This window comes from Ralstonia condita (assembly GCF_958405655.1).
GTDB classification, from domain to species: Bacteria; Pseudomonadota; Gammaproteobacteria; order Burkholderiales; family Burkholderiaceae; genus Ralstonia; species Ralstonia condita.
In genome coordinates this window covers 512,359-529,958 of record NZ_CATYWO010000001.1, presented here as the reverse complement: position 1 = coordinate 529,958, position 17,600 = coordinate 512,359, and the positions used below count along the sequence as shown (strand labels likewise).

Annotated in this window: 17 protein-coding genes; 8 read left to right on the top strand and 9 right to left on the bottom strand. The window is 64.0% G+C overall.

Features of this window, described 5'->3' with window-relative positions; translation table 11 throughout:
• Positions 1 to 4 precede the first annotated feature (4 nt).
• From R2N03_RS02455 to R2N03_RS02440, 4 genes are read right to left on the bottom strand one after another with little or no spacing between them, the layout of a single operon-like run.
• A complete protein-coding gene (locus R2N03_RS02455) occupies positions 5 to 1,366 on the bottom strand; it encodes a 3-carboxy-cis,cis-muconate cycloisomerase (protein WP_316654802.1) in 1,362 nt (453 codons plus the stop codon).
• Positions 1,367 to 1,379: 13 nt separating this feature from the next.
• The gene (gene pcaF / locus R2N03_RS02450; protein ID WP_316654800.1) at positions 1,380 to 2,582 is read right to left on the bottom strand and encodes a 3-oxoadipyl-CoA thiolase; all 1,203 of its coding nucleotides are present in this window, start codon (positions 2,580 to 2,582) and stop codon (positions 1,380 to 1,382) included.
• A gap of 22 nt (positions 2,583 to 2,604) precedes the next feature.
• Complete coding sequence (locus R2N03_RS02445) at positions 2,605 to 3,267, bottom strand: CoA transferase subunit B (protein WP_316654798.1); 663 nt, start codon at positions 3,265 to 3,267, stop codon at positions 2,605 to 2,607.
• Positions 3,264 to 3,953 (bottom strand): 3-oxoacid CoA-transferase subunit A, encoded by a 690-nt coding sequence (locus tag R2N03_RS02440; RefSeq protein WP_316654796.1) that lies wholly within the window; start codon positions 3,951 to 3,953, stop codon positions 3,264 to 3,266. The genes R2N03_RS02445 and R2N03_RS02440 overlap by 4 nt, the downstream gene beginning before the upstream one ends.
• 310 nt (positions 3,954 to 4,263) lie before the next feature.
• On the opposite strand from R2N03_RS02440, the gene R2N03_RS02435 reads away from it, so the two are divergent.
• The 6 genes from R2N03_RS02435 to R2N03_RS02410 all read left to right on the top strand — a co-directional run bounded on the left by R2N03_RS02435 (position 4,264) and on the right by R2N03_RS02410 (position 9,446).
• The gene (locus R2N03_RS02435; protein WP_316654794.1) at positions 4,264 to 5,055 is read left to right on the top strand and encodes an IclR family transcriptional regulator; all 792 of its coding nucleotides are present in this window, start codon (positions 4,264 to 4,266) and stop codon (positions 5,053 to 5,055) included.
• A gap of 98 nt (positions 5,056 to 5,153) precedes the next feature.
• The gene (locus R2N03_RS02430; protein ID WP_316654792.1) at positions 5,154 to 5,741 is read left to right on the top strand and encodes a hypothetical protein; all 588 of its coding nucleotides are present in this window, start codon (positions 5,154 to 5,156) and stop codon (positions 5,739 to 5,741) included.
• A gap of 406 nt (positions 5,742 to 6,147) precedes the next feature.
• Positions 6,148 to 6,993, top strand: coding sequence for an ABC transporter substrate-binding protein (locus R2N03_RS02425; RefSeq protein ID WP_316654790.1), 846 nt, complete (start codon positions 6,148 to 6,150; stop codon positions 6,991 to 6,993).
• A 48-nt stretch (positions 6,994 to 7,041) separates the two neighbouring features.
• Positions 7,042 to 7,737, top strand: a complete 696-nt coding sequence (locus R2N03_RS02420) for an amino acid ABC transporter permease (RefSeq protein WP_316654787.1) — start codon at positions 7,042 to 7,044, stop codon at positions 7,735 to 7,737.
• Positions 7,738 to 7,739: 2 nt separating this feature from the next.
• A complete protein-coding gene (locus tag R2N03_RS02415; protein WP_316654786.1) occupies positions 7,740 to 8,423 on the top strand; it encodes an amino acid ABC transporter permease in 684 nt (227 codons plus the stop codon).
• Between the two features lie 273 nt (positions 8,424 to 8,696).
• A complete protein-coding gene (locus tag R2N03_RS02410) occupies positions 8,697 to 9,446 on the top strand; it encodes an amino acid ABC transporter ATP-binding protein (protein WP_301288162.1) in 750 nt (249 codons plus the stop codon).
• A gap of 73 nt (positions 9,447 to 9,519) precedes the next feature.
• Here the strand turns inward: R2N03_RS02410 and R2N03_RS02405 are convergent, their stop codons facing one another.
• Positions 9,520 to 10,443: a glutamate/aspartate ABC transporter substrate-binding protein gene (locus R2N03_RS02405; protein ID WP_316654780.1), complete on the bottom strand. Its 924-nt coding sequence runs from the start codon at positions 10,441 to 10,443 to the stop codon at positions 9,520 to 9,522.
• Positions 10,444 to 10,555: 112 nt separating this feature from the next.
• Positions 10,556 to 11,824 carry a D-amino acid dehydrogenase gene (locus R2N03_RS02400; RefSeq protein WP_316654778.1) on the bottom strand — a complete coding sequence of 423 codons (1,269 nt, stop codon included), beginning with the start codon at positions 11,822 to 11,824 and terminating at the stop codon, positions 10,556 to 10,558.
• A 581-nt stretch (positions 11,825 to 12,405) separates the two neighbouring features.
• Here R2N03_RS02400 and R2N03_RS02395 point away from each other — a divergent pair.
• Both R2N03_RS02395 and R2N03_RS02390 read left to right on the top strand, forming a co-directional pair.
• The gene (locus R2N03_RS02395; protein WP_316654775.1) at positions 12,406 to 13,113 is read left to right on the top strand and encodes a succinate dehydrogenase iron-sulfur subunit; all 708 of its coding nucleotides are present in this window, start codon (positions 12,406 to 12,408) and stop codon (positions 13,111 to 13,113) included.
• Positions 13,114 to 13,271: 158 nt separating this feature from the next.
• Positions 13,272 to 13,475, top strand: a complete 204-nt coding sequence (locus R2N03_RS02390) for a hypothetical protein (RefSeq protein WP_316654772.1) — start codon at positions 13,272 to 13,274, stop codon at positions 13,473 to 13,475.
• Positions 13,476 to 13,641: 166 nt separating this feature from the next.
• Here the strand turns inward: R2N03_RS02390 and pelG are convergent, their stop codons facing one another.
• Genes pelG through R2N03_RS02375 form a run of 3 tightly spaced genes read right to left on the bottom strand, consistent with a single transcriptional unit; the run spans position 13,642 to position 17,593 of the window.
• Positions 13,642 to 15,012 carry an exopolysaccharide Pel transporter PelG gene (gene pelG / locus R2N03_RS02385; protein ID WP_316654769.1) on the bottom strand — a complete coding sequence of 457 codons (1,371 nt, stop codon included), beginning with the start codon at positions 15,010 to 15,012 and terminating at the stop codon, positions 13,642 to 13,644.
• Entirely contained in the window at positions 15,012 to 16,610 is a 1,599-nt protein-coding gene (pelF, locus tag R2N03_RS02380) for a GT4 family glycosyltransferase PelF (protein WP_316654766.1), read from the bottom strand. The genes pelG and pelF overlap by 1 nt, the downstream gene beginning before the upstream one ends.
• Positions 16,607 to 17,593: a tetratricopeptide repeat protein gene (locus R2N03_RS02375; RefSeq protein WP_316654763.1), complete on the bottom strand. Its 987-nt coding sequence runs from the start codon at positions 17,591 to 17,593 to the stop codon at positions 16,607 to 16,609. The genes pelF and R2N03_RS02375 overlap by 4 nt, the downstream gene beginning before the upstream one ends.
• Positions 17,594 to 17,600 lie beyond the last annotated feature (7 nt).

Here is a 17,600-nt window from a genome sequence, read left to right as displayed (position 1 = left end):
GTGTTCAGGGATGGCGGCGGGCGTGTTCGGCCAGCACGCGGTCGACTGCTGCGCCCGCATCGCCAAGGTAATGAGAAGGAACAAGCAACGTGTTCAGTCGTTGGGGTGCAGCGGCGCCCCAGATGCGCACGACATCGTCGTCCTGGGCCAGCACGTCATGCAACGTTCTGCTCTCTTGTACGGCTTTGCGGCTGGCAGCTTCGACCACGTGATGCGCTTGCAGGCGGCCAAGATCCGCACCCAGCGCCAGCATCACGGCTTCACCGAGGATCAGGCCGTGCGTGAGGTCGAGATTCGCGCGCATGCGAGCGGCGTCAACATGCAAACCTTCGACCATCTCGCGCATGCGATCGAGCGCGCCGGCCGTGAGGCAGGCCATCTCACGCAACGTCGCCCATTGCGCCTGCCAACCGCCGAGCGCGCGTTCGTGCTCCTGCGGCAGCGCAGACAGAAGCGAGCTCGCCAGCCCCGGCATGCGCGTGGCCGCAGCAAGCACCGTTGCGCAACCGACCGGGTTGCGCTTATGCGGCATGGTGGAAGATCCGCCCTTGCCCGCAGCGGACGGCTCGGCAACCTCGCCGACCTCCGTCTGCGTCATCAGCGAAAGATCCCGCGCGCAGTGACCCAGCGTACCAGTCAGCAGCGCGAGCGTCGTACCGATGTCGGCGATTCGATCCTGCTCGCCGTGCCACGAGAGCGTCGGCAGCGGCAGATCAAGCTCGTGCGACAGCGTTTGAGCGACGGCACGTGCCTGTTCACCCAGGCTGGCGAGCGTGCCAGCGGCACCGCCAAACTGCAGCGCGGGCACATGCGCACGCAGCGCGGCAAAGCGATCCTGCGCGCGATGCACGGCTTCCAGCCAACCCGCAACCTTGCGCCCGAACGTTGTCGGCAGCGCCTGCTGCAGCCACGTGCGCGCCACCATCGGTGTATTGCGATGACGCTGCGCCAGCGCGGCGAGCGCGTCGGCCAGTTTCTGCAAATCCGCTTCGATCAACGCAGCCGACTGCCGCCACTGCAACATCAAACCGGTATCGATGATGTCCTGACTCGTCGCGCCCCAATGCACGTAGCGCGCGGCGTTTTCATCGTGCTGCGCGACGGCGGCAGTCAGTTGCTTGACCAGTGGAATGGCCAGGTTGCCCGCGCTGGCAGCGGCGTTACCCAGCGCGTCCAAGTCCAGCACTACGCTGGCGCACACCGCGCGAATCGGCGCCACGGCTTGCGCCGGAATCACGCCAACCGCGCCCTCGGCCTGTGCCAGCGCCGCCTCCACATCGAGCATCGCGCGCACCGTGGCCGCATCGGACCACACCGCCAACATGGCCGGTGTGGAGAAAGCGCGATCGAGCAGTCCGCTGGTCATGGCCGTATCAAACTCAAACGCGTTCGATCACCAGCGCAATGCCCTGCCCCACGCCGATGCACATCGTGCACAGTGCATAGCGCCCGCCCGTGCGTTGCAGCTGATACATCGCCGTCGTCACCAGGCGCGCGCCGCTCATGCCAAGCGGGTGGCCCAGTGCGATGGCACCGCCGTTCGGGTTGACGCGCGGATCGTCGTCACGCAGGCCCAGTTGACGCGTCACCGCCAGACCCTGCGCGGCAAACGCCTCGTTCAGCTCGATCACGTCCATCTGATCGATCGTCAGGCCCAGCTGCTTGAGCAGCTTCTGCGACGCCGGTGCCGGGCCAATGCCCATCACGCGCGGCGGCACACCAGCCGTGGCCATGCCGACGATGCGGGCACGCGGGGTCAGGCCAAAACGCTTGGCAGATTCTTCGTTGGCGAGGAGCAGCGCGCACGCGCCATCATTTACGCCCGAAGCATTGCCAGCCGTAACAGTGCCGTCCGGACGCACCACACCCTTGAGCTTGGCGAGCGCCTCCATGCTGGTCGCACGCGGATGCTCATCGCGGTCCACCACGATGGCATCGCCTTTCTTCTGCGGGATCGTCACAGGCGTGATTTCCTGCGCGAGCGTGCCGTCTTCCTGCGCACGTGCGGCGCTCGCCTGGCTGCGCAGCGCGAAGCGGTCTTGGTCTTCGCGGTTGACCTTGTAGTCGGTGGCGACGTTCTCGGCGGTTTCGGGCATCGAATCGACCCCGTATTGCGCCTTCATCAGCGGGTTGATGAAGCGCCAGCCGATGGTGGTGTCGTAGATGGCAGCATCGCGCGAGAAGGCATTCGCCGCCTTGCCCATCACGAACGGCGCGCGGCTCATGCTTTCCACACCGCCTGCGATCATCAACGCGGTTTCACCCGAGCGGATGGCGCGCGCAGCGGTGCCGGTCGCGTCCATGCCGGAGCCGCACAGGCGGTTGATGGTCGAGCCCGGCACGCTGTCGGGCAACCCGGCCAGCAGCGACGACATGCGCGCCACGTTGCGGTTGTCTTCGCCTGCCTGGTTGGCGCAGCCGAAGATCACGTCGTCGATGGCCGTCCAGTCGACCTGCGGGTTGCGCGCCATCAGCGCCTTGAGCGGCACTGCACCCAGATCATCCGCGCGCACGGCGGACAGGCTGCCGCCGTATCGGCCGATGGGGGTCCGGATGGCGTCGCAGATAAAGGCTTCGGTCATGATGGTTCTGTCTCCAATGGTTCTAGGCACGACGCAACGGCGCCGCCGTCATCGTCTGCAGCGTATCGAAATCGAGGCCGTCGGCCATCTCCCGCACCACCAGGCCATCGGGCGTGATGTCGATCACGGCAAGGTCGGTGTAGATGGTATCGACACAGCCGATGCCCGTCAGCGGGTACGTGCACGACGGCACGATCTTGCTGTCGCCCTGCTTGGTCTGGTGCTCCATCATGACGAAGACGCGCTTGGCGCCAATAGCGAGATCCATCGCGCCGCCCACGGCAGGAATGGCGTCGGGTGCACCGGTGTGCCAGTTGGCGAGGTCGCCCGTGGCCGACACCTGGAAGGCGCCGAGCACGCAATAGTCGAGATGGCCGCCCCGCATCATGGCAAACGAATCGGCGTGATGGAAGAACGATGCACCGGGCTTGATGGTGACCGGCTGCTTGCCGGCGTTGATCAGGTCTTCGTCTTCTTGCCCAGGCGCGGGCGCGGGGCCCATGCCCAGCAGGCCGTTCTCGGTGTGCAGGATGATTTCGCGGTCGGCCGGCAGCTGGTTCGCCACCAGCGTCGGCAAGCCGATGCCCAGGTTGACGACGGAGCCATCGGGAATGTCACGCGCCACACGCGTAGCGATTTGATCGCGCGTCCAGCGTTGAATCTTGGCGGTGGTTTCGGCGCTCATGCGGCCTCCTTGGCTTGCGCTGCGTTGCCGAGTTGCACGACACGCTTCACAAAAATGCCCGGCGTAACGATGTGCTCCGGATCCAGCTCGCCAAGCTCCACCGTCTCACTGACCTGCGCGATGGTGCACTTGGCCGCCATCGCCATCACCGGCCCGAAGTTGCGTGCCGTCTTGCGATAGACGAGGTTGCCCCAGCGGTCTGCGCGCAGGGCCTTGATGAGAGCGTAGTCGGCTGTCAGCGGCAACTCAAACACGTATGGCTTGCCGTCGATGATGCGCGTTTCCTTGCCTTCGGCCAATTGCGTGCCATAGGCGGTCGGGCAGAAGAAGCCGCCAATGCCGGCACCTGCGGCGCGGATGCGCTCGGCCAGGTTGCCTTGCGGCACCAGTTCCAGTTCGATTTCGCCGGCGCGATACAGCGCATCGAACACATACGAATCGGCTTGGCGCGGGAACGAGCAGACGATCTTGCGCACGCGGCGCGCCTTGAGCAGCGCGGCCAGGCCCGTCTCGCCATTGCCGGCGTTGTTGTTGATGATGGTCAGCTCACGCGCGCCATGTGCAATGAGCCCGTCGATGAGTTCCGAGGGCATGCCCGCGGCACCGAACCCGCCGATCATGATGGTAGCGCCGTCGTGGATATCGGCCAGGGCGGCCTCCACGGACGGACAGATCTTGTTGATCACGTACTTTCTCCGGCTGTGGCGCCGGTCGCGGCGCCGCTCGAAGCATCGCGGGGCCGCTGAAAAGCCCAGCCGCGAAAGGCGGCCTGCGAGTCTCCTGTTTGACGACTGGATCGAGACGGCCTTTGCTGTCCGGCCACCGCTGCGCTCGCGATTTGTTCGCTAAGCGAACCTGAGTTCGATCCAAGAACGAATCTACGCCTCCCCTCGCAACCCTGTCAAGACGTACGAATGGCGACCATCCGTTCGTGTAGCGAAACGCCGTGAATGCCAGTAGGCTTAAGGCCAATCACACCGTCTCTGTCCTGTTTGCATGTCTGCTGCCGAACTGCCCACTGAAAAGCCCAGCGATTCCTACGTCCAATCCTTTGCGCGCGGACTGTCCGTCATCCGTGCGTTCAACGCGGAGCGGCCGGAGCAAACGCTGTCCGAAGTTGCGGAAGCCGCAGGCCTGACGCGCGCCGGCGCCCGCCGCATCCTGCTCACGCTGGTGAGTCTGGGCTACGTCAGCTTTGAGGGCCGCCTCTTTCGCCTCACCCCCAAGATTCTTGACCTCGGTTTCGCTTACCTCACCTCGATGCCGTTCTGGAACCTCGCCGAACCGGTGATGGAGGAACTGGTGCAGACCGTGCACGAAAGCTGCTCCGCCTCGGTGCTGGACGGCACGGAAATCGTCTACGTGCTGCGCGTGCCCACGCAGAAGATCATCGCGCTGAACCTCTCGGTGGGCAGCGGGCTGCCCGCGTTCTGCACGTCGATGGGGCGCGTGCTGCTATCCGGCCTGCCGGAAGACCGGCTCGACATCGTGCTGCGCGAGTCGGACCGGCGCGCGCGCACGCAGCGCACCGTCATCGACGTCGATGCCCTGAAGGAAGTGATTGCCGGTGTGCGGCAGCAAGGCTGGGCGCTGGTTGACCAGGAACTGGAGGAAGGGTTGATCTCGCTGTCGGCGCCGATCCGGAACCGGGCCGGCGACATCATTGCCGCCATGAACATCAGCGGACAGGCCAACCGTACGTCTGCCAAGCAGATGACGAAGCAGTTTCTCGAGCCCCTGCAGCAGGCGGCAGAACGCATCTCGGCGATGGTGCGCGTGCGGACCTGAGCCCTCGGCTGATATTCCAAAACGACCGTTCGGGTGTGCTGCGCGCCTCGCGTCCGGGCCGTTTTTTCAATAAAATTGTGGCTCCGTCGGCAAAAAGGATGTCTGTGACTCAACACACCGCCATTCGCACCGGTCTGGATGTGGAAGGTTGCCAGTGCCGGCGAGCGAATCTTGCGCCCATCCTGGCGATTGCCCTGCCGCTGCTGACCAGCGCCGTGTGGGCGCAGTCGCCTCCGCCGTCAGGCGCTGCCGCATTACAGGAGTTGACGCCGCTGGCCCGCATGCTGGTTGGCGCAGCAACGGGGCGCAGCACGGCGGCGGCCGGCGTACCCGCCCTCACTGGCCCCGCACGCAACACCGATCGCGCCCTCACCCAGGCCTGCGCTGAAATCAATCGGTACACGCCCGTCCCGCTCGACCGCGAGACCGCACTGGCGCAATGCACGCTGGCACAGAAGAAGAATCTCATCTTCGTCATTACGCTGACCAACTACGCGGCGCATTCCGCGGCGTCGCAGGGCTTCCGGCTGAACTTCGTCCCGATCCTGCAGAAGAACATCTGCAACAACGGTGATGTACGCATCCTGACGCGCCTGGGCTTGAGCCTGGTCTATCGCTATCGGGGCAATGACCACGAGACGGTCGGCGATGTGCCCATCAACGAGACGATCTGCGGCACGCTTTAAACCCGCAACCCCATTGTGGGGATGCCCGGGAATCTCCTGATGGAGCCATGGCACTTGCCATGGCATTAATGTTGGCCCAGCCGCGTTTCGCCGAGCCCCGACTTGCCACGATCCTTGCGCGTTTTCCAGGCAAATGCAGCGTCGCCCACTACGCTTCCCGGCCTGACTCGCCCCATCAATCTCCCTGTGCGATCCGCCCCTCTCCTGTTTGCCACGCCGCGTCAGCGCTGCGCGGGCATGGGCTATAGTTGGGCGGTTCGTTTGCTGGGGTTGCTCATCCGGTGCTGCCACGGTCTGCATATGGTTATCCGGATTGCGCGCTGCCAGATCGGCAGCACGGCTGTATGCTCGCGGTCGTTTTGATTCACGCGCTGTCTACCACCCAAGTCGTCAAGGAGGAAATCCGATGAAAACAAGCCGACGTCTGACGCAATTTGCCGGTGCTGCCATCGTGGCTGCCGCCACCCTGGTCGCCACGACGGCCCACGCCGATCAACTCGCAGACATCAAAAAGAGGGGCGAACTGGTCTGCGGCGTACTGGGTACCGACGAGCCGTTCAGCTTCCTGAAGGACCCGATGAGCCGCGAGATCGTCGGCTATGACGTCGACATGTGCGACGCCATTGCCAAGAGCCTGGGCGTGAAGCCCGTGCTCAAGCAGCTGGCCGTGGCCGCCCGCCTGCCCGAACTGCAGCAAGGCCGGGTCGACCTGCTGGCCGCCTCGCTCACGCACAACAAGGAGCGCGAAGCGCAGATCGACTTCTCGGTGTCGACGTTCATCACCGGCCAGAAGGCCATGGTGAAGAAGAGCAGCGGCATCACGTCGCTCGCCCAGCTTGATGGCAAGAAGCTGCTGACCGTCAAGGGCTCCACCATGGAAGCCAACATCGCCAAGACCATCAAGAACGCCGATGTGGTCTCGTTCGACAACAGCCCGCAGGCACTGCTGGCCCTGCAGCAAGGCAAGGGCGTCGCCTACGTGAACGACGAAACCACGCTGATCGGCAACATGGCCAAGATGGGCCCGGCCGCCAAGGATTACGCGCTGCTGCCGCAAAACCTGTCGACCGAACACCTCGCACTGGGTATCCGCAAGGGCGAACCGGCCTTCAAGAAGCAGGTAAATGACGTACTGCTCGGCATGGAAAAGAGCGGCGAGGCACAGAAGCTGTTCGACAAGTGGTTCGGCCCGAACACGAAGATGGCCTTCCCGCAGCGCACCTTCAAGATCTCTACCGACAAGATCGATTAATCGTTAAAGGTCGGGCCGCCCAGACGCCGTTCTGGGCGGTGAATCTCCATGCCCCATTTTGATTTGTCGATGCTGCTCTCTGGGCAGTATCACCAGTGGCTTGTCAGCGGTTTCTTCCTGTCGATCAAGCTTTCCGTGCTGGCCTTCGTGCTGGCCCTTCCGCTTGCCATCGTGGTCGCGCTGCTGCGCCTGTCGCCCGCCGCACCACTGCGCGGCATCGGCCAGACGTTCGTCGAAGCCATCCGCAACGTGCCGCTGCTCGCCCACATGCTGTTCTGGTATTTCGGCGCGCCTCAGATCCTGCCGGAGTTCATCCGGGATTGGCTCTACAGCATGAACTACGAGGCCGCGAGCGCGGTCATTGCGCTCGTGCTCTATACGGCCGCGTACATGGCGGAAGACATCCGCAGCGGCGTCCGCTCGATCCCGAAGGAACAGCTGGAAGCCAGCCGCGCGCTCGGGCTCTCGTTCCTGCAGGCCATGCGCTTGGTGGTGCTGCCGCAATCGCTGCGCGTGACGGTACCGCCGCTGGTCAGCCAAACGTTGAACCTGTGGAAGAACTCCAGCATCGCCATGGTTATCGGCGTGGCCGAGTTGATGTACCAGGCTCAGCAGGTGGAGTCCGCCACCTTCCGCGGCTTTGAGGCGTTTGCGTTTGCCACTGCCGCCTATCTGACCATCTCGATTGCGATCACGGTGTTCTCGGCCTGGTATCAGCATCGCTACCCCGTCCGGACGCTGTAGCCATGCTCGATCTCATTCAAACCTACGGTATCTATTACCTGATCGGCCAATACCCGAACGGGCCGCTGGGCGGGTTGGCGCTGACGTTCCTGCTGGCGTCTGCCGGCCTCGTGCTGGCGCTGCCGATGGGCATCATCCTGGGCCTGTGCCGCGTGAGCCCGATTGCCGCGCTGCGCTGGCCGGCCACGGCGCTCGTCTATATCGTGCGCGGCACGCCGCTGCTGATGGTGATCTTCTGGGCGTACTTCCTGCTGCCATCCGTCACCGGCCAGCGCACCGACCAGTTCAGCACCATGCTGACCGCGCTGGTGATTTTCGACGGCGCCTATCTGGCGGAGATCGTGCGCGCCGGCATCCAGGCGTTGCCGCGCGGGCAGATGGAGAGCGCCCGCTCGCTCGGCCTGTCGTACATGCAGGCCATGCGCCGGGTGATCCTGCCGCAGGCGCTGCGCAACATGCTGCCGTCGCTGGTCAACCAGCTTGTCTCGACCATCAAGGAAACCTCGCTCGGTTACATCATCAGCCTGCCCGAGGTGTCGTTCGTGGCGGGGCAGATCAGCACCGCCGTGATGGTCAAATCCGCCGAGGTGTACGGCCTGCTCGGCATCAGCTACTTCATCATGTGCTTCAGCCTCACGCGCGTGGCGTTCTATCTGGAGCGCCGCCTCGCGGCACGCGCTCCTTAGGGTCTGATGACACACAAAACGTACGCACGTTGGCCCGAGCGGGGGCCAGATGCGCGAAGGGCGTCGCCGCAAAGGGTCATTCCCTTTGCAAGACGTTCCGACAAAGCAGGTGGCCTCCGCTCGGGCCAACCCGGAGGGCAGGAAGCCGATGGGCCCCATGGCGTCGTTGCGGCCAGCTTGCTTGGAGCACCAAGCGGCGCCGCCCGCGCCTAGCCCTGCGACCCATCGGCTGCCTGCGTGCGCACGTTTTGTGTGCCATCAGACCCTAAAACCATGAACATGATCACGATCGAACACGTCGACAAGTGGTACGGCGATTACCACGCGCTGGTCGACATCAACGAAACCGTTGCCAAGGGTGAAGTGGTGGTGGTGTGCGGGCCGTCGGGCTCGGGCAAGTCGACGCTCATTCGCACGCTGAACCGGCTCGAAGCCATTCAGAAAGGCCGCATCGTCGTGAACGGCCACGAGGTGCATGCGCCGGGCGTGGACGTCAACGTACTGCGCAGCGGCATCGGCTTCGTGTTCCAGCAGTTCAACCTGTTTCCGCACCTGACCGTCATGCAGAACTGCACGCTCGCGCCGGTGCAGCTCAAGCGCATGCTGCCGCAGGAGGCCAAGGATTTTGCAATGAGTCTGCTCGAACGCGTGGGCCTGCCGCACAAGGCCGGCGCCTACCCCGGCGAGCTGTCGGGCGGGCAGCAGCAGCGCGTGGCCATCGCGCGCGCCCTGGCCATGAAGCCGCCCGTCATGCTGTTTGACGAGCCGACGTCCGCGCTGGACCCGGAGATGGTGAACGAAGTGCTGCTGGTCATGAAGGACCTCGCCCGCGACGGCATGACCATGGTGTGCGTCACGCACGAAATGGGCTTCGCGCGCGAAGTGGCAGACCGCGTCCTGTTCATGGACCAGGGCCAGGTGCTGGAGCGCGCCACACCGGAAGACTTCTTCCAGCGCCCGCAACACCCGCGCGCACAACGCTTCCTGGCCGACATCCGCTCGCCCTGGAGCGAACCCGCCTGAACCTTCAGGCAGCGAGCAAAAAAAAACGGGGGACACAGTCCCCCGTTTTTCTTTGGATGCGCGGCAACGCGGCTTATTGAATGGCCTTGTCGTTCGGGTGCGCGTACAGCTCCTTCATGCCGGCCGTCATCGGGTAGTTCAGGTTCAAGCCCTTCGGCGGAATCGGCGACAGGAACCACTTCTTGTACAGATCGTTCGCCTTGCCCGACTTCATCAGGTCGGCGATCACGTCGTCAGCCACTTTCTTGAACGCCGGATCGTCCTTGCGCATCATGCAAGCGTAGGTTTCGGTCTGCAGCGGCTTGCCTGTGACAACCCAGTCAGCCTGGTTCTTGGCCTTGGTGCGCTCGCCATACAGCAGCGGCTCGTCCATCACAAACGCCACGGCACGGCCCGATTCCAGCGTCAGGAACGCCTGTCCGTGATCCTTCGCGAGGATCAGGTTCATCTTGTCGGCGTCCTTGGCTTCACCGTTCATCTTCTGGAGGATGCGGTCTTCGGTCGTGCCGGCAGTGGTCACCACCGTCTTGCCCTTCAGGTCCGGGAAGTCCTTGATGCCCGAATCCTTCTTCACCAGCATCAACATGCCGTAGATGAAGATGTTGTTCGAAAACGCCACCTGCTTCTGGCGCTCGAGGTTGTTGGTGGTCGAGCCGCATTCGAAGTCGATCGTGCCGTTCTGCAGCAGCGAGATGCGGTTCTGCGACGTGATCGGCGTGAGCTTGACCTGCAGCTTCTTGCCCACCGCCTTTTCCACGCCCGCGACAATCATGTTGGAGATCTCTTGCGAGTAGCCGGTGATGGTGTTCGCGTCAGCCTGATACGAGAACGGAATCGACGACTCGCGATAGCCCACCGAGATCACGCCCGACTGCTTGATCTTGGCCAGCGTGTCGGTCGACTGCGCCTGCGCGCCAGTCGACAGCACTGCTAGCGCGCCGGCCGCAGCCAGCGTCAGGCCACACAGAATGCGTTTGGTCGAATGCAAGGTCTTCATGCTTCCCCTCCTATGGGTGTGTTCGCTCCAGACTACCTGGGTTACCAATGGGCTCGGGCCAGATACGCATCATCGGGCCTGCGCGCTCGGTCTTTTGAATCTCGTTCTTGTGTCACGCGGCAAGCGCGTACGGCACTGGGGAAATCGCGGGCTTGCGGCCCGCAATCAGATCGGCCAACAAGCCTGCACTGCCCAGCGCCAGCGTAAAGCCCAGCGCGCCGTGGCCCACGTTCAACCACAACCCTTGCACCGGCGATGGGCCCACCACCGGCACGCCGGTTGGCGTTGCGGGCCGCATGCCGGCCCAGGGGGCAGCATCGGCACCCGCGTCATTGGCGCGCATGGCACCCGGAAACAGCGCGCGCGTTTCGTCATACAGCGTCTGCGCACGGCGCGTGTCCAGCGCCGTTGACCAGCCCACCAAGTCAGCCATGCCCGCCACACGCAGCGTCTGGCCGATGCGGGCATAGACGATCTTGCGCGCCGCATCCGTCACGCTGATCACCGGGGCAACATCGCCCTCCCCTAGCGGCAGGCTGATGCTGTAACCCTTCAGCGGATACAGGCCCGGGTCGATGCGCAATGGGCTGAGCAGCCTGGCGCTGGTCACGCCCGCTGCCATCACCACCGCATCGGCGGCAACCTGTTCGCCATCGGCCAGTTTGAGACCACGCACACGGCGGCCTTCTGTCCACAACGCATCCACGCCGGTGTTGAAGCGCAACGTCACGTTCGGCATCGCGCGCAACCTGTCGAACAAGCCAACGCAGAGTTGATGGCAATCGGCCACGTCTTCGTCGGGCGTATAGATGGCGCCGACGATCTGGTCGCGCACGCCGGCAAGCGCGGGCTCGTGGGCGACAGCCTCATCGGCGGACAACGCATGCTGCTCGCAGCCGAGCGTGGCCTGATAGCCAACCTGCGCGCGGGCAGATTCAAATGCCGCAGCCTCGCGGTGCACCACCAACTTGCCGCGCCGGGCGAAGCTGAACGCCAGATCCGGCAGCGCCTCCCGCAGCGCTTCCATGCGGGCGCGGCTGTAGAACGACAATGCGAGCAGCTCGCGCGTGGTGCGATCGGCACGGTCGCGATTGCAGGCCGCGATGAAGCGCAGCCCCCAGCGCAGCAACGCCGGGTCCAGCGACGGCTTCAGGCGCAGCGGCGAATCACGGCGCAGCAGCCAGCCCGGCACATGCGAAAGCACGCCGGGGCCGGCCAGCGGCGCCACATAGCTGTAGCTCAACTGGCCGCCGTTGGCGTAACTGGTGCCCTCGCCCGGGCCCGGATGGCGCTCGACCAGGGTGACCTGATGGCCTTCCTGGGCCAGCGCATAGGCCGTGCTAATGCCGATGATGCCGGCGCCGACTACTGCGATTTGCATGAAGAAGCTGCGAGATGGGAAATGTCGGGTGCAGCTTAAGGAGGCAAAGGGTGATTGGGCAAATGCGGAGTCGTTGGAAAGAATGTTGTGAAGCTATGGGTCGTGGGCTGCCCTTCCTTAGCGCTGGCGGTCTACCACTGTCCCATCGGCTGCCGAGGCTGGCGCTCCGACCCGCCCAGCCCTCAACGGCGCCGTTAGAAAGCGCCACTGGCATTTCTTCATCCTGCCGTGCGGCGAGTATCCGGCCGAGGCCATCACGCGCAATCAGCCCTGCGCACCCATCAAGCGATCTTCGGTTCACGATGGAAGGGGCTGCCGATAGCGCCCTCTCATCGGACTCGGTGACATCGATCTGCCTCGCCCGGCACATCCGGCCTGCCTTGACAGGTGGAGTGCTCTCGAGCCGTAACGCCCCCCTGCCGCGCCACAACTTTCATTTATGTCACATTGTGATATATATAAAGATGGTCGTGACATGTCGCGATGCGATGCCCCCAATGACCGCCATCTAGCCCACCTGCGCGACGGTACCGATGTGCCGGGCGGCCTTGCCGGTACGGGGAGCGAGAGGAGGAAACATCATGAGCGAGTCCAGGACGTTCGAACTCTTCCGCTATGACCCTGACCGTGACGCCGCGCCTCACATGCAGACGCTTGAGATCGATGTCGCGCCAACCGACAGGATGTTGCTCGATGTTCTGCTGCGCCTGAAGGGGCTCGATGAAACCCTGAGTTTCAGGCGCTCCTGCAGGGAAGGCGTCTGCGGGTCGGACGCCATGAACATCAATGGCAAGAATGGGCTTGCGTGTACGACGAACCTCCGCGAACTGCCACGCCATACGATTTTGCGTCCGCTGCCCGGCTTGCCGGTCATCCGCGACCTGATCGTCGACATGACGGGATTCTTCAAGCAATACCATTCGATCAAACCGTACCTGATCAACGATACGCCGCCACCTGAACGCGAACGTCTCCAGTCGCCCGAGGAACGTGACGAGCTCGATGGGCTCTACGAATGCATCCTTTGCGCCTGTTGCTCGAGCGCCTGCCCATCCTTCTGGTGGAACCCCGAAAAATATGTCGGCCCCGCGGGGCTTCTGCAGGCATACCGGTTCCTCGTGGACTCACGCGATGAGGCCACGAATGCAAGACTCGACGATCTCGAGGATCCGTACCGGCTGTTTCGCTGCCGGTCGATATTGAACTGCACCAATGTTTGCCCGAAAGGATTGAACCCGGCAAAGGCGATTGGCGAGATCAAAACCATGCTGGTGCGCCGGATGGTTTGAACAGTTTTGGACGAAGAAGCGACGACCCTTACGGCAACACCCCATACGAGACGCGGGGAACCGATTACCGTGCGACCGCCCGGCCAAGCCGTGAAAGGCCTGGCGGATCGCAGCGGCAGAAGACGTCGCCCACAGACAAGTTCCTGGTTGGAGCACGGATGAACGAAGACCGGCGCATCGCGTTCCTTGTGGCGCGCGACGGGATGAGCGCGACAACGGCATGGGTGCACCGCACGATGGCGATCTATCGTCGGGCGCTGCTGGACAAGGGTCACTACGCGAGCGGACAACAGTACCGCCGCGAGTTCATTGCGGCGTATTGCGTATTCAAGAAGTGGCTTGAAACCGGCTCGACTGAATGATCCGAGCACGCGGCTGGATGAGGCGGACGATGGGCGACGGGATAAATCCGCTGCAAGGCAAGCGCGTCGCCGCTTGACGCACGGTACCTGTCTTGGAGCCCCTTGGTTGTCAGGGCAAGTTGGTCTCGGCGGCGTAGGCCGACCAGGAATCTCGCGGCAGCGGGCCCTACTGCAACATGAACGTCTCGTACTCCAGCCGATCAAGCTTGCGATCCAGGATCACCAGGCTCGCCATCACGACCAGCAGCAGCGACACGGCAAACCCGTAGCCATACCAGGCCGGCCCGAGCTGCAACGTCATCCACGTCAGCACGCCGTTGAGCACGACGAACGCTGCCGTCAGCCCCAGCACGACACGACGCCGGTCGAGGTAGAAGAAGATGTTCACTACGCCGAGAAACACCACCTGCAAGCTCGCGGCGATGGTGTCGACGTACAGCAGCGGCAGATACAGCTCGGAGATCTGCAGCACGCGCAGCACCGAAGCGCCCACGGCAAACAACACCAGCGCCGCCATCGCCTGGATCTTCACGATTTCGTACAGGCCGGCGCGGATGGTCTGCACCATGGTGTTGCGCATGTCTTCGATGTGCTCGAGCGAGGCCCCACCCCGCACGGCGTCGTAGAAGGCGTCGTAGTACTCGACAAAGTCCGTCTCGATGCGCACGAGGAAGACCGCCATGCCAGGGATGATGCCGAGGTAAGCCAGGAACACCGGAATGTCATAGATGACCGACGCATGCAGCGGCCCGATCACCTGCTGCCCGGTGCCCGGCGCATACCAGAACATGAACTTGTCGAGCCAGATGCCGAGGTTGTAAAGCAGCCCGATCAGCATGAGCGACGGATAGGCAAACCGCTTGTCGAACACCTCGAACGACAGAAAGCGCCGACCGCTGAAGTTGCGATAGATAAGGGCCACCATACCGATCAGCAGACACAACTGGCCCAGCACGAAGCCCAGCAGCAGACCCTCCAGGCCCGCACGGTTGAACATCAGCGCAAGCAGCACCGTGAGCGTGTAGCCCATCAGGAAGATCCACACGATCGACTTGTACTGCTTCATGCCCGACAGGAAAATCACCGCGATCCAGATGTTGGCCATGACCACGAAGCCCGCCAGCATCAGGATCCGGTAGATGGCGGACTGCTGCCCAAATGCGAACAGCACCAGGATGAGCCCCAGGCCGCCCGCCACCAGTGTCATGACGAACGACACGGCGTGATAGTTAGGCAGGATCAGGTCATCGCGCTTCTCGAAGAGGCGGTCAGACGTGAAGCGCGTGAAGGCAAGCTGCAGCGGCCCGGTCAGGATCAGGCTCACCGCGATCAGGTAGGTGACCGACACCTGGAACTGGGTGATGAGCGAGCCCGGCAGCACGAACGGCAGGCTCAGGATACCAATCAGCAGAATCCCGACGATGGACAGGATCCACGGCCCCGAGCTGATGATGCCGGCGTAGGTGTAAGCGCGCAGCAGCCCGAGCAGACTGTCGCGCTTGAGCATCTTGCGCAGTTCGAAGCCAATGCCTGCCATCAGCGCGCTCCCTTCTGCTGAGCGTGGTACGGGCAAGCCGCGGCAGCGGTCTGGGTACCGTGTTCGATGCCCAGGTCCGGCATCGCCTGCAGGCGGGCGTACAACTCGTGGTAGCTGCCGATCATCATTTCCTGGGTGTAATAGCGCTCCACGCGCGCAATGCCGGCGGCTTGCGCTGCGTGCCAGCGCGTTTCATCCCGCAGCAGTGCGAGCACCTCGTTGGCCAGGGCAGCGGGGTCTGCGATGCGGACCACGGCGCCCGCCGCGCCCAACGCAGCGTCCTCGCCCTCCAGACCGAACAGCAGCTGGCGGCACGACCCGACATCGGTGGTAACCGACGGCACACCCGCGGCAAACCCTTCCAGCACCACCAGGGGCAACGCCTCGCTGATGGAACTCAGCACGAGCACGCCCACCTTGGGGAGGATGTCGTCGATCTTCTGGAAGCCCAGGAACTTGATGCGATCCCCCAACCCAAGGCTTTCGGCCAGGCTGTGGCATTCCTGCGCGTATTCCGGGTCTTCGTCTTCGGGCCCGGCGATCCAGCCTTCGGCATCCGGCATCTGGCGCGTGACAGTCAGCATGGCGCGGATGAAGGTCTTCACATCCTTGATCGGCACCACCCGGCCGATCAGGCACATCACGCGCGGCACCTTGGCCGGCCGCTTCTCGCGCAGCGCGGCCAGGCGCGGCAGGTTGATACCGTTGGGAATGCTGCGGGTCTTGGCCTCCGGCGCGCCGTCGATCACCTGCCGCTGCCGGTTGCCCTCGTACAGCGCCACGATGTCTTCGGCGGCGTCGTAGCAGACACGGCCCATGGTCTCGAAAAAGCGCACCCACAGATCGCGGAAATAGCTGATCTGCGCGATGTCCTTCTCGAAGATGCTGCGGTTGTCGCGGATCCACTGGCTCTGGAACAGATCGATCTTGCGTTCCTTGGTGTAGATGCCGTGTTCGGATACCAGCAGCGGCCGCCCGCGCCGGTAGCGCAGCAGCGCACCAAGGAAGCCCGCATAGCCCGTCGAGACGGTGTGGAACGTCTTCACCGGGATCAGGTTTTCGGCAATGCGCACGAGCTGCCACAGCGGCTTGTGCATGATGCGCACGGTCCAGAAGTAGTCCGTGAACGACGGATCGGTGCAGTAGCGCCGGTAGTAGTCCGTCATCATGTCCCACGCGCGGCGGCTATAGAGGAACTGGTCTTCCGCCAGCGGACCGTCGTCCCGCAGATCGTCGATCGCGGCCCGGATCAGGTGCGCCGTCTCCTCAACGTGCGACGGATTGCGCAGCGCATCGTGCAGCCTGCGCGAGCGCTCGAACGCCTTAGCATCGCCGCCGCTGGCCTGCACCAGGGGTGGCGCCGGAAAATCGTACAGATAGTGGCACTCCAGATGCACCACGTTGTCGGGAATGGCGTAGACGGGCTTGCCGTAATCCTCCCGGCGGCTGCCGATGAAGACGACGGCAAAGCGGATGTCCGGAAACGCCCGGATCATCTGGTTGACCCAGCTCGACACGCCGCCACTCACGTAAGGGAACGTCCCTTCGAGCAGCAGCGCAACATCGGCAGACTGGGCGCGTGGAAAGTGTTCGCTCATGATGTCCAGTAGCGCAACAACGGGCGCAGCAGCGGCAACGGCGAGCGGCTCGAGAACTGCGCCAGGGCTGCGCGCGCGCCCGCGTAGTCGCGGCGCAGGTAGCAGGCCTCGGCCAGCGGCGGCAGCAGCCGGTCACGCGGGAAGCCGAATCGCTCGGCCTGGCGCAGGTGCGCTTCAGCCACATCGGGTTCGCGGCGCGACAGGGCAAGACGCCCGCGCATGTACCACAGCGCGGCATTGTCCGGCTGGATATCCAGCGCCGCACTGGCATAGCGCTCGACCTGCTCTGCCGTGTAGCGGTACACGTCACCCTGCACCAGGTTCTGATAGATGAGCTCCCAGTACAGGTCAGCCAGGCGCTTGTTGATCTCGTAGCGGGCCTCCGGCGTCACGGCCTCTTCGAGGCGGGGCAGCTCGGCCAGGATCTTCTGCGTGAGCTCCTTCTCGGCGTTGTCGAGCATGCCGTAGGCCAACAGGCGGATGTCGTCCACCGGATCGGCCAGCAGGTCGCGCAGTACCGGGCTGGCGGTGCGCGTGGGCATGGACTGCATGGCCACCAGCGCGGTCATGCGGCTCTGCACCGGCGCACGGGCATTGCCAAGCTGGGCCCGCAGCCGTGCCCCGCCCCCGTGCGTGACGCGCGAGATCAGATGCGCAACGAACACCGGCAGCCCCACATCGGCGATGTCCTTGTCGTCTTCGGGCTTGGGAAAGAGCCTGGAGAGCAGCAGCCCCCCGAGCACCAGCGCACCGCCCGCCACCGGTACGAAAAAGCACAGCGCGGCCAGATAGCCGTATGTCCAGACGAACGGCACGCGGTAACGACGCGGCAGCAGCCGCCATGCAGCCAGGCCGATCAATGCGGCGGCCGTGGCCTGCAGCAGCAGGCAGGCCAGCAGCAGCGCAAGGCTGTTGCCTGCATGCAAGACCATGACCACCGCCGCGATCTGTGCCGAGATGCCGCCGAACGTGAGCTTGACCATGGTCCGC

Coding starts and splice junctions, on each gene's coding strand:
- R2N03_RS02405 (WP_316654780.1), bottom strand. CDS start 10,443: ATGAAGACCTTGCATTCGACCAAACGCATTCTGTGTGGCCTGACGCTG.
- R2N03_RS02390 (WP_316654772.1), top strand. CDS start 13,272: ATGAACGAAGACCGGCGCATCGCGTTCCTTGTGGCGCGCGACGGGATG.
- R2N03_RS02445 (WP_316654798.1), bottom strand. CDS start 3,267: ATGAGCGCCGAAACCACCGCCAAGATTCAACGCTGGACGCGCGATCAA.
- R2N03_RS02420 (WP_316654787.1), top strand. CDS start 7,042: ATGCCCCATTTTGATTTGTCGATGCTGCTCTCTGGGCAGTATCACCAG.
- R2N03_RS02375 (WP_316654763.1), bottom strand. CDS start 17,593: ATGGTCAAGCTCACGTTCGGCGGCATCTCGGCACAGATCGCGGCGGTG.
- pcaF (WP_316654800.1), bottom strand. CDS start 2,582: ATGACCGAAGCCTTTATCTGCGACGCCATCCGGACCCCCATCGGCCGA.
- R2N03_RS02410 (WP_301288162.1), top strand. CDS start 8,697: ATGAACATGATCACGATCGAACACGTCGACAAGTGGTACGGCGATTAC.
- R2N03_RS02400 (WP_316654778.1), bottom strand. CDS start 11,824: ATGCAAATCGCAGTAGTCGGCGCCGGCATCATCGGCATTAGCACGGCC.
- R2N03_RS02430 (WP_316654792.1), top strand. CDS start 5,154: ATGTCTGTGACTCAACACACCGCCATTCGCACCGGTCTGGATGTGGAA.
- R2N03_RS02435 (WP_316654794.1), top strand. CDS start 4,264: ATGTCTGCTGCCGAACTGCCCACTGAAAAGCCCAGCGATTCCTACGTC.
- pelG (WP_316654769.1), bottom strand. CDS start 15,012: ATGGCAGGCATTGGCTTCGAACTGCGCAAGATGCTCAAGCGCGACAGT.
- pelF (WP_316654766.1), bottom strand. CDS start 16,610: ATGAGCGAACACTTTCCACGCGCCCAGTCTGCCGATGTTGCGCTGCTG.
- R2N03_RS02415 (WP_316654786.1), top strand. CDS start 7,740: ATGCTCGATCTCATTCAAACCTACGGTATCTATTACCTGATCGGCCAA.
- R2N03_RS02455 (WP_316654802.1), bottom strand. CDS start 1,366: ATGACCAGCGGACTGCTCGATCGCGCTTTCTCCACACCGGCCATGTTG.
- R2N03_RS02425 (WP_316654790.1), top strand. CDS start 6,148: ATGAAAACAAGCCGACGTCTGACGCAATTTGCCGGTGCTGCCATCGTG.
- R2N03_RS02395 (WP_316654775.1), top strand. CDS start 12,406: ATGAGCGAGTCCAGGACGTTCGAACTCTTCCGCTATGACCCTGACCGT.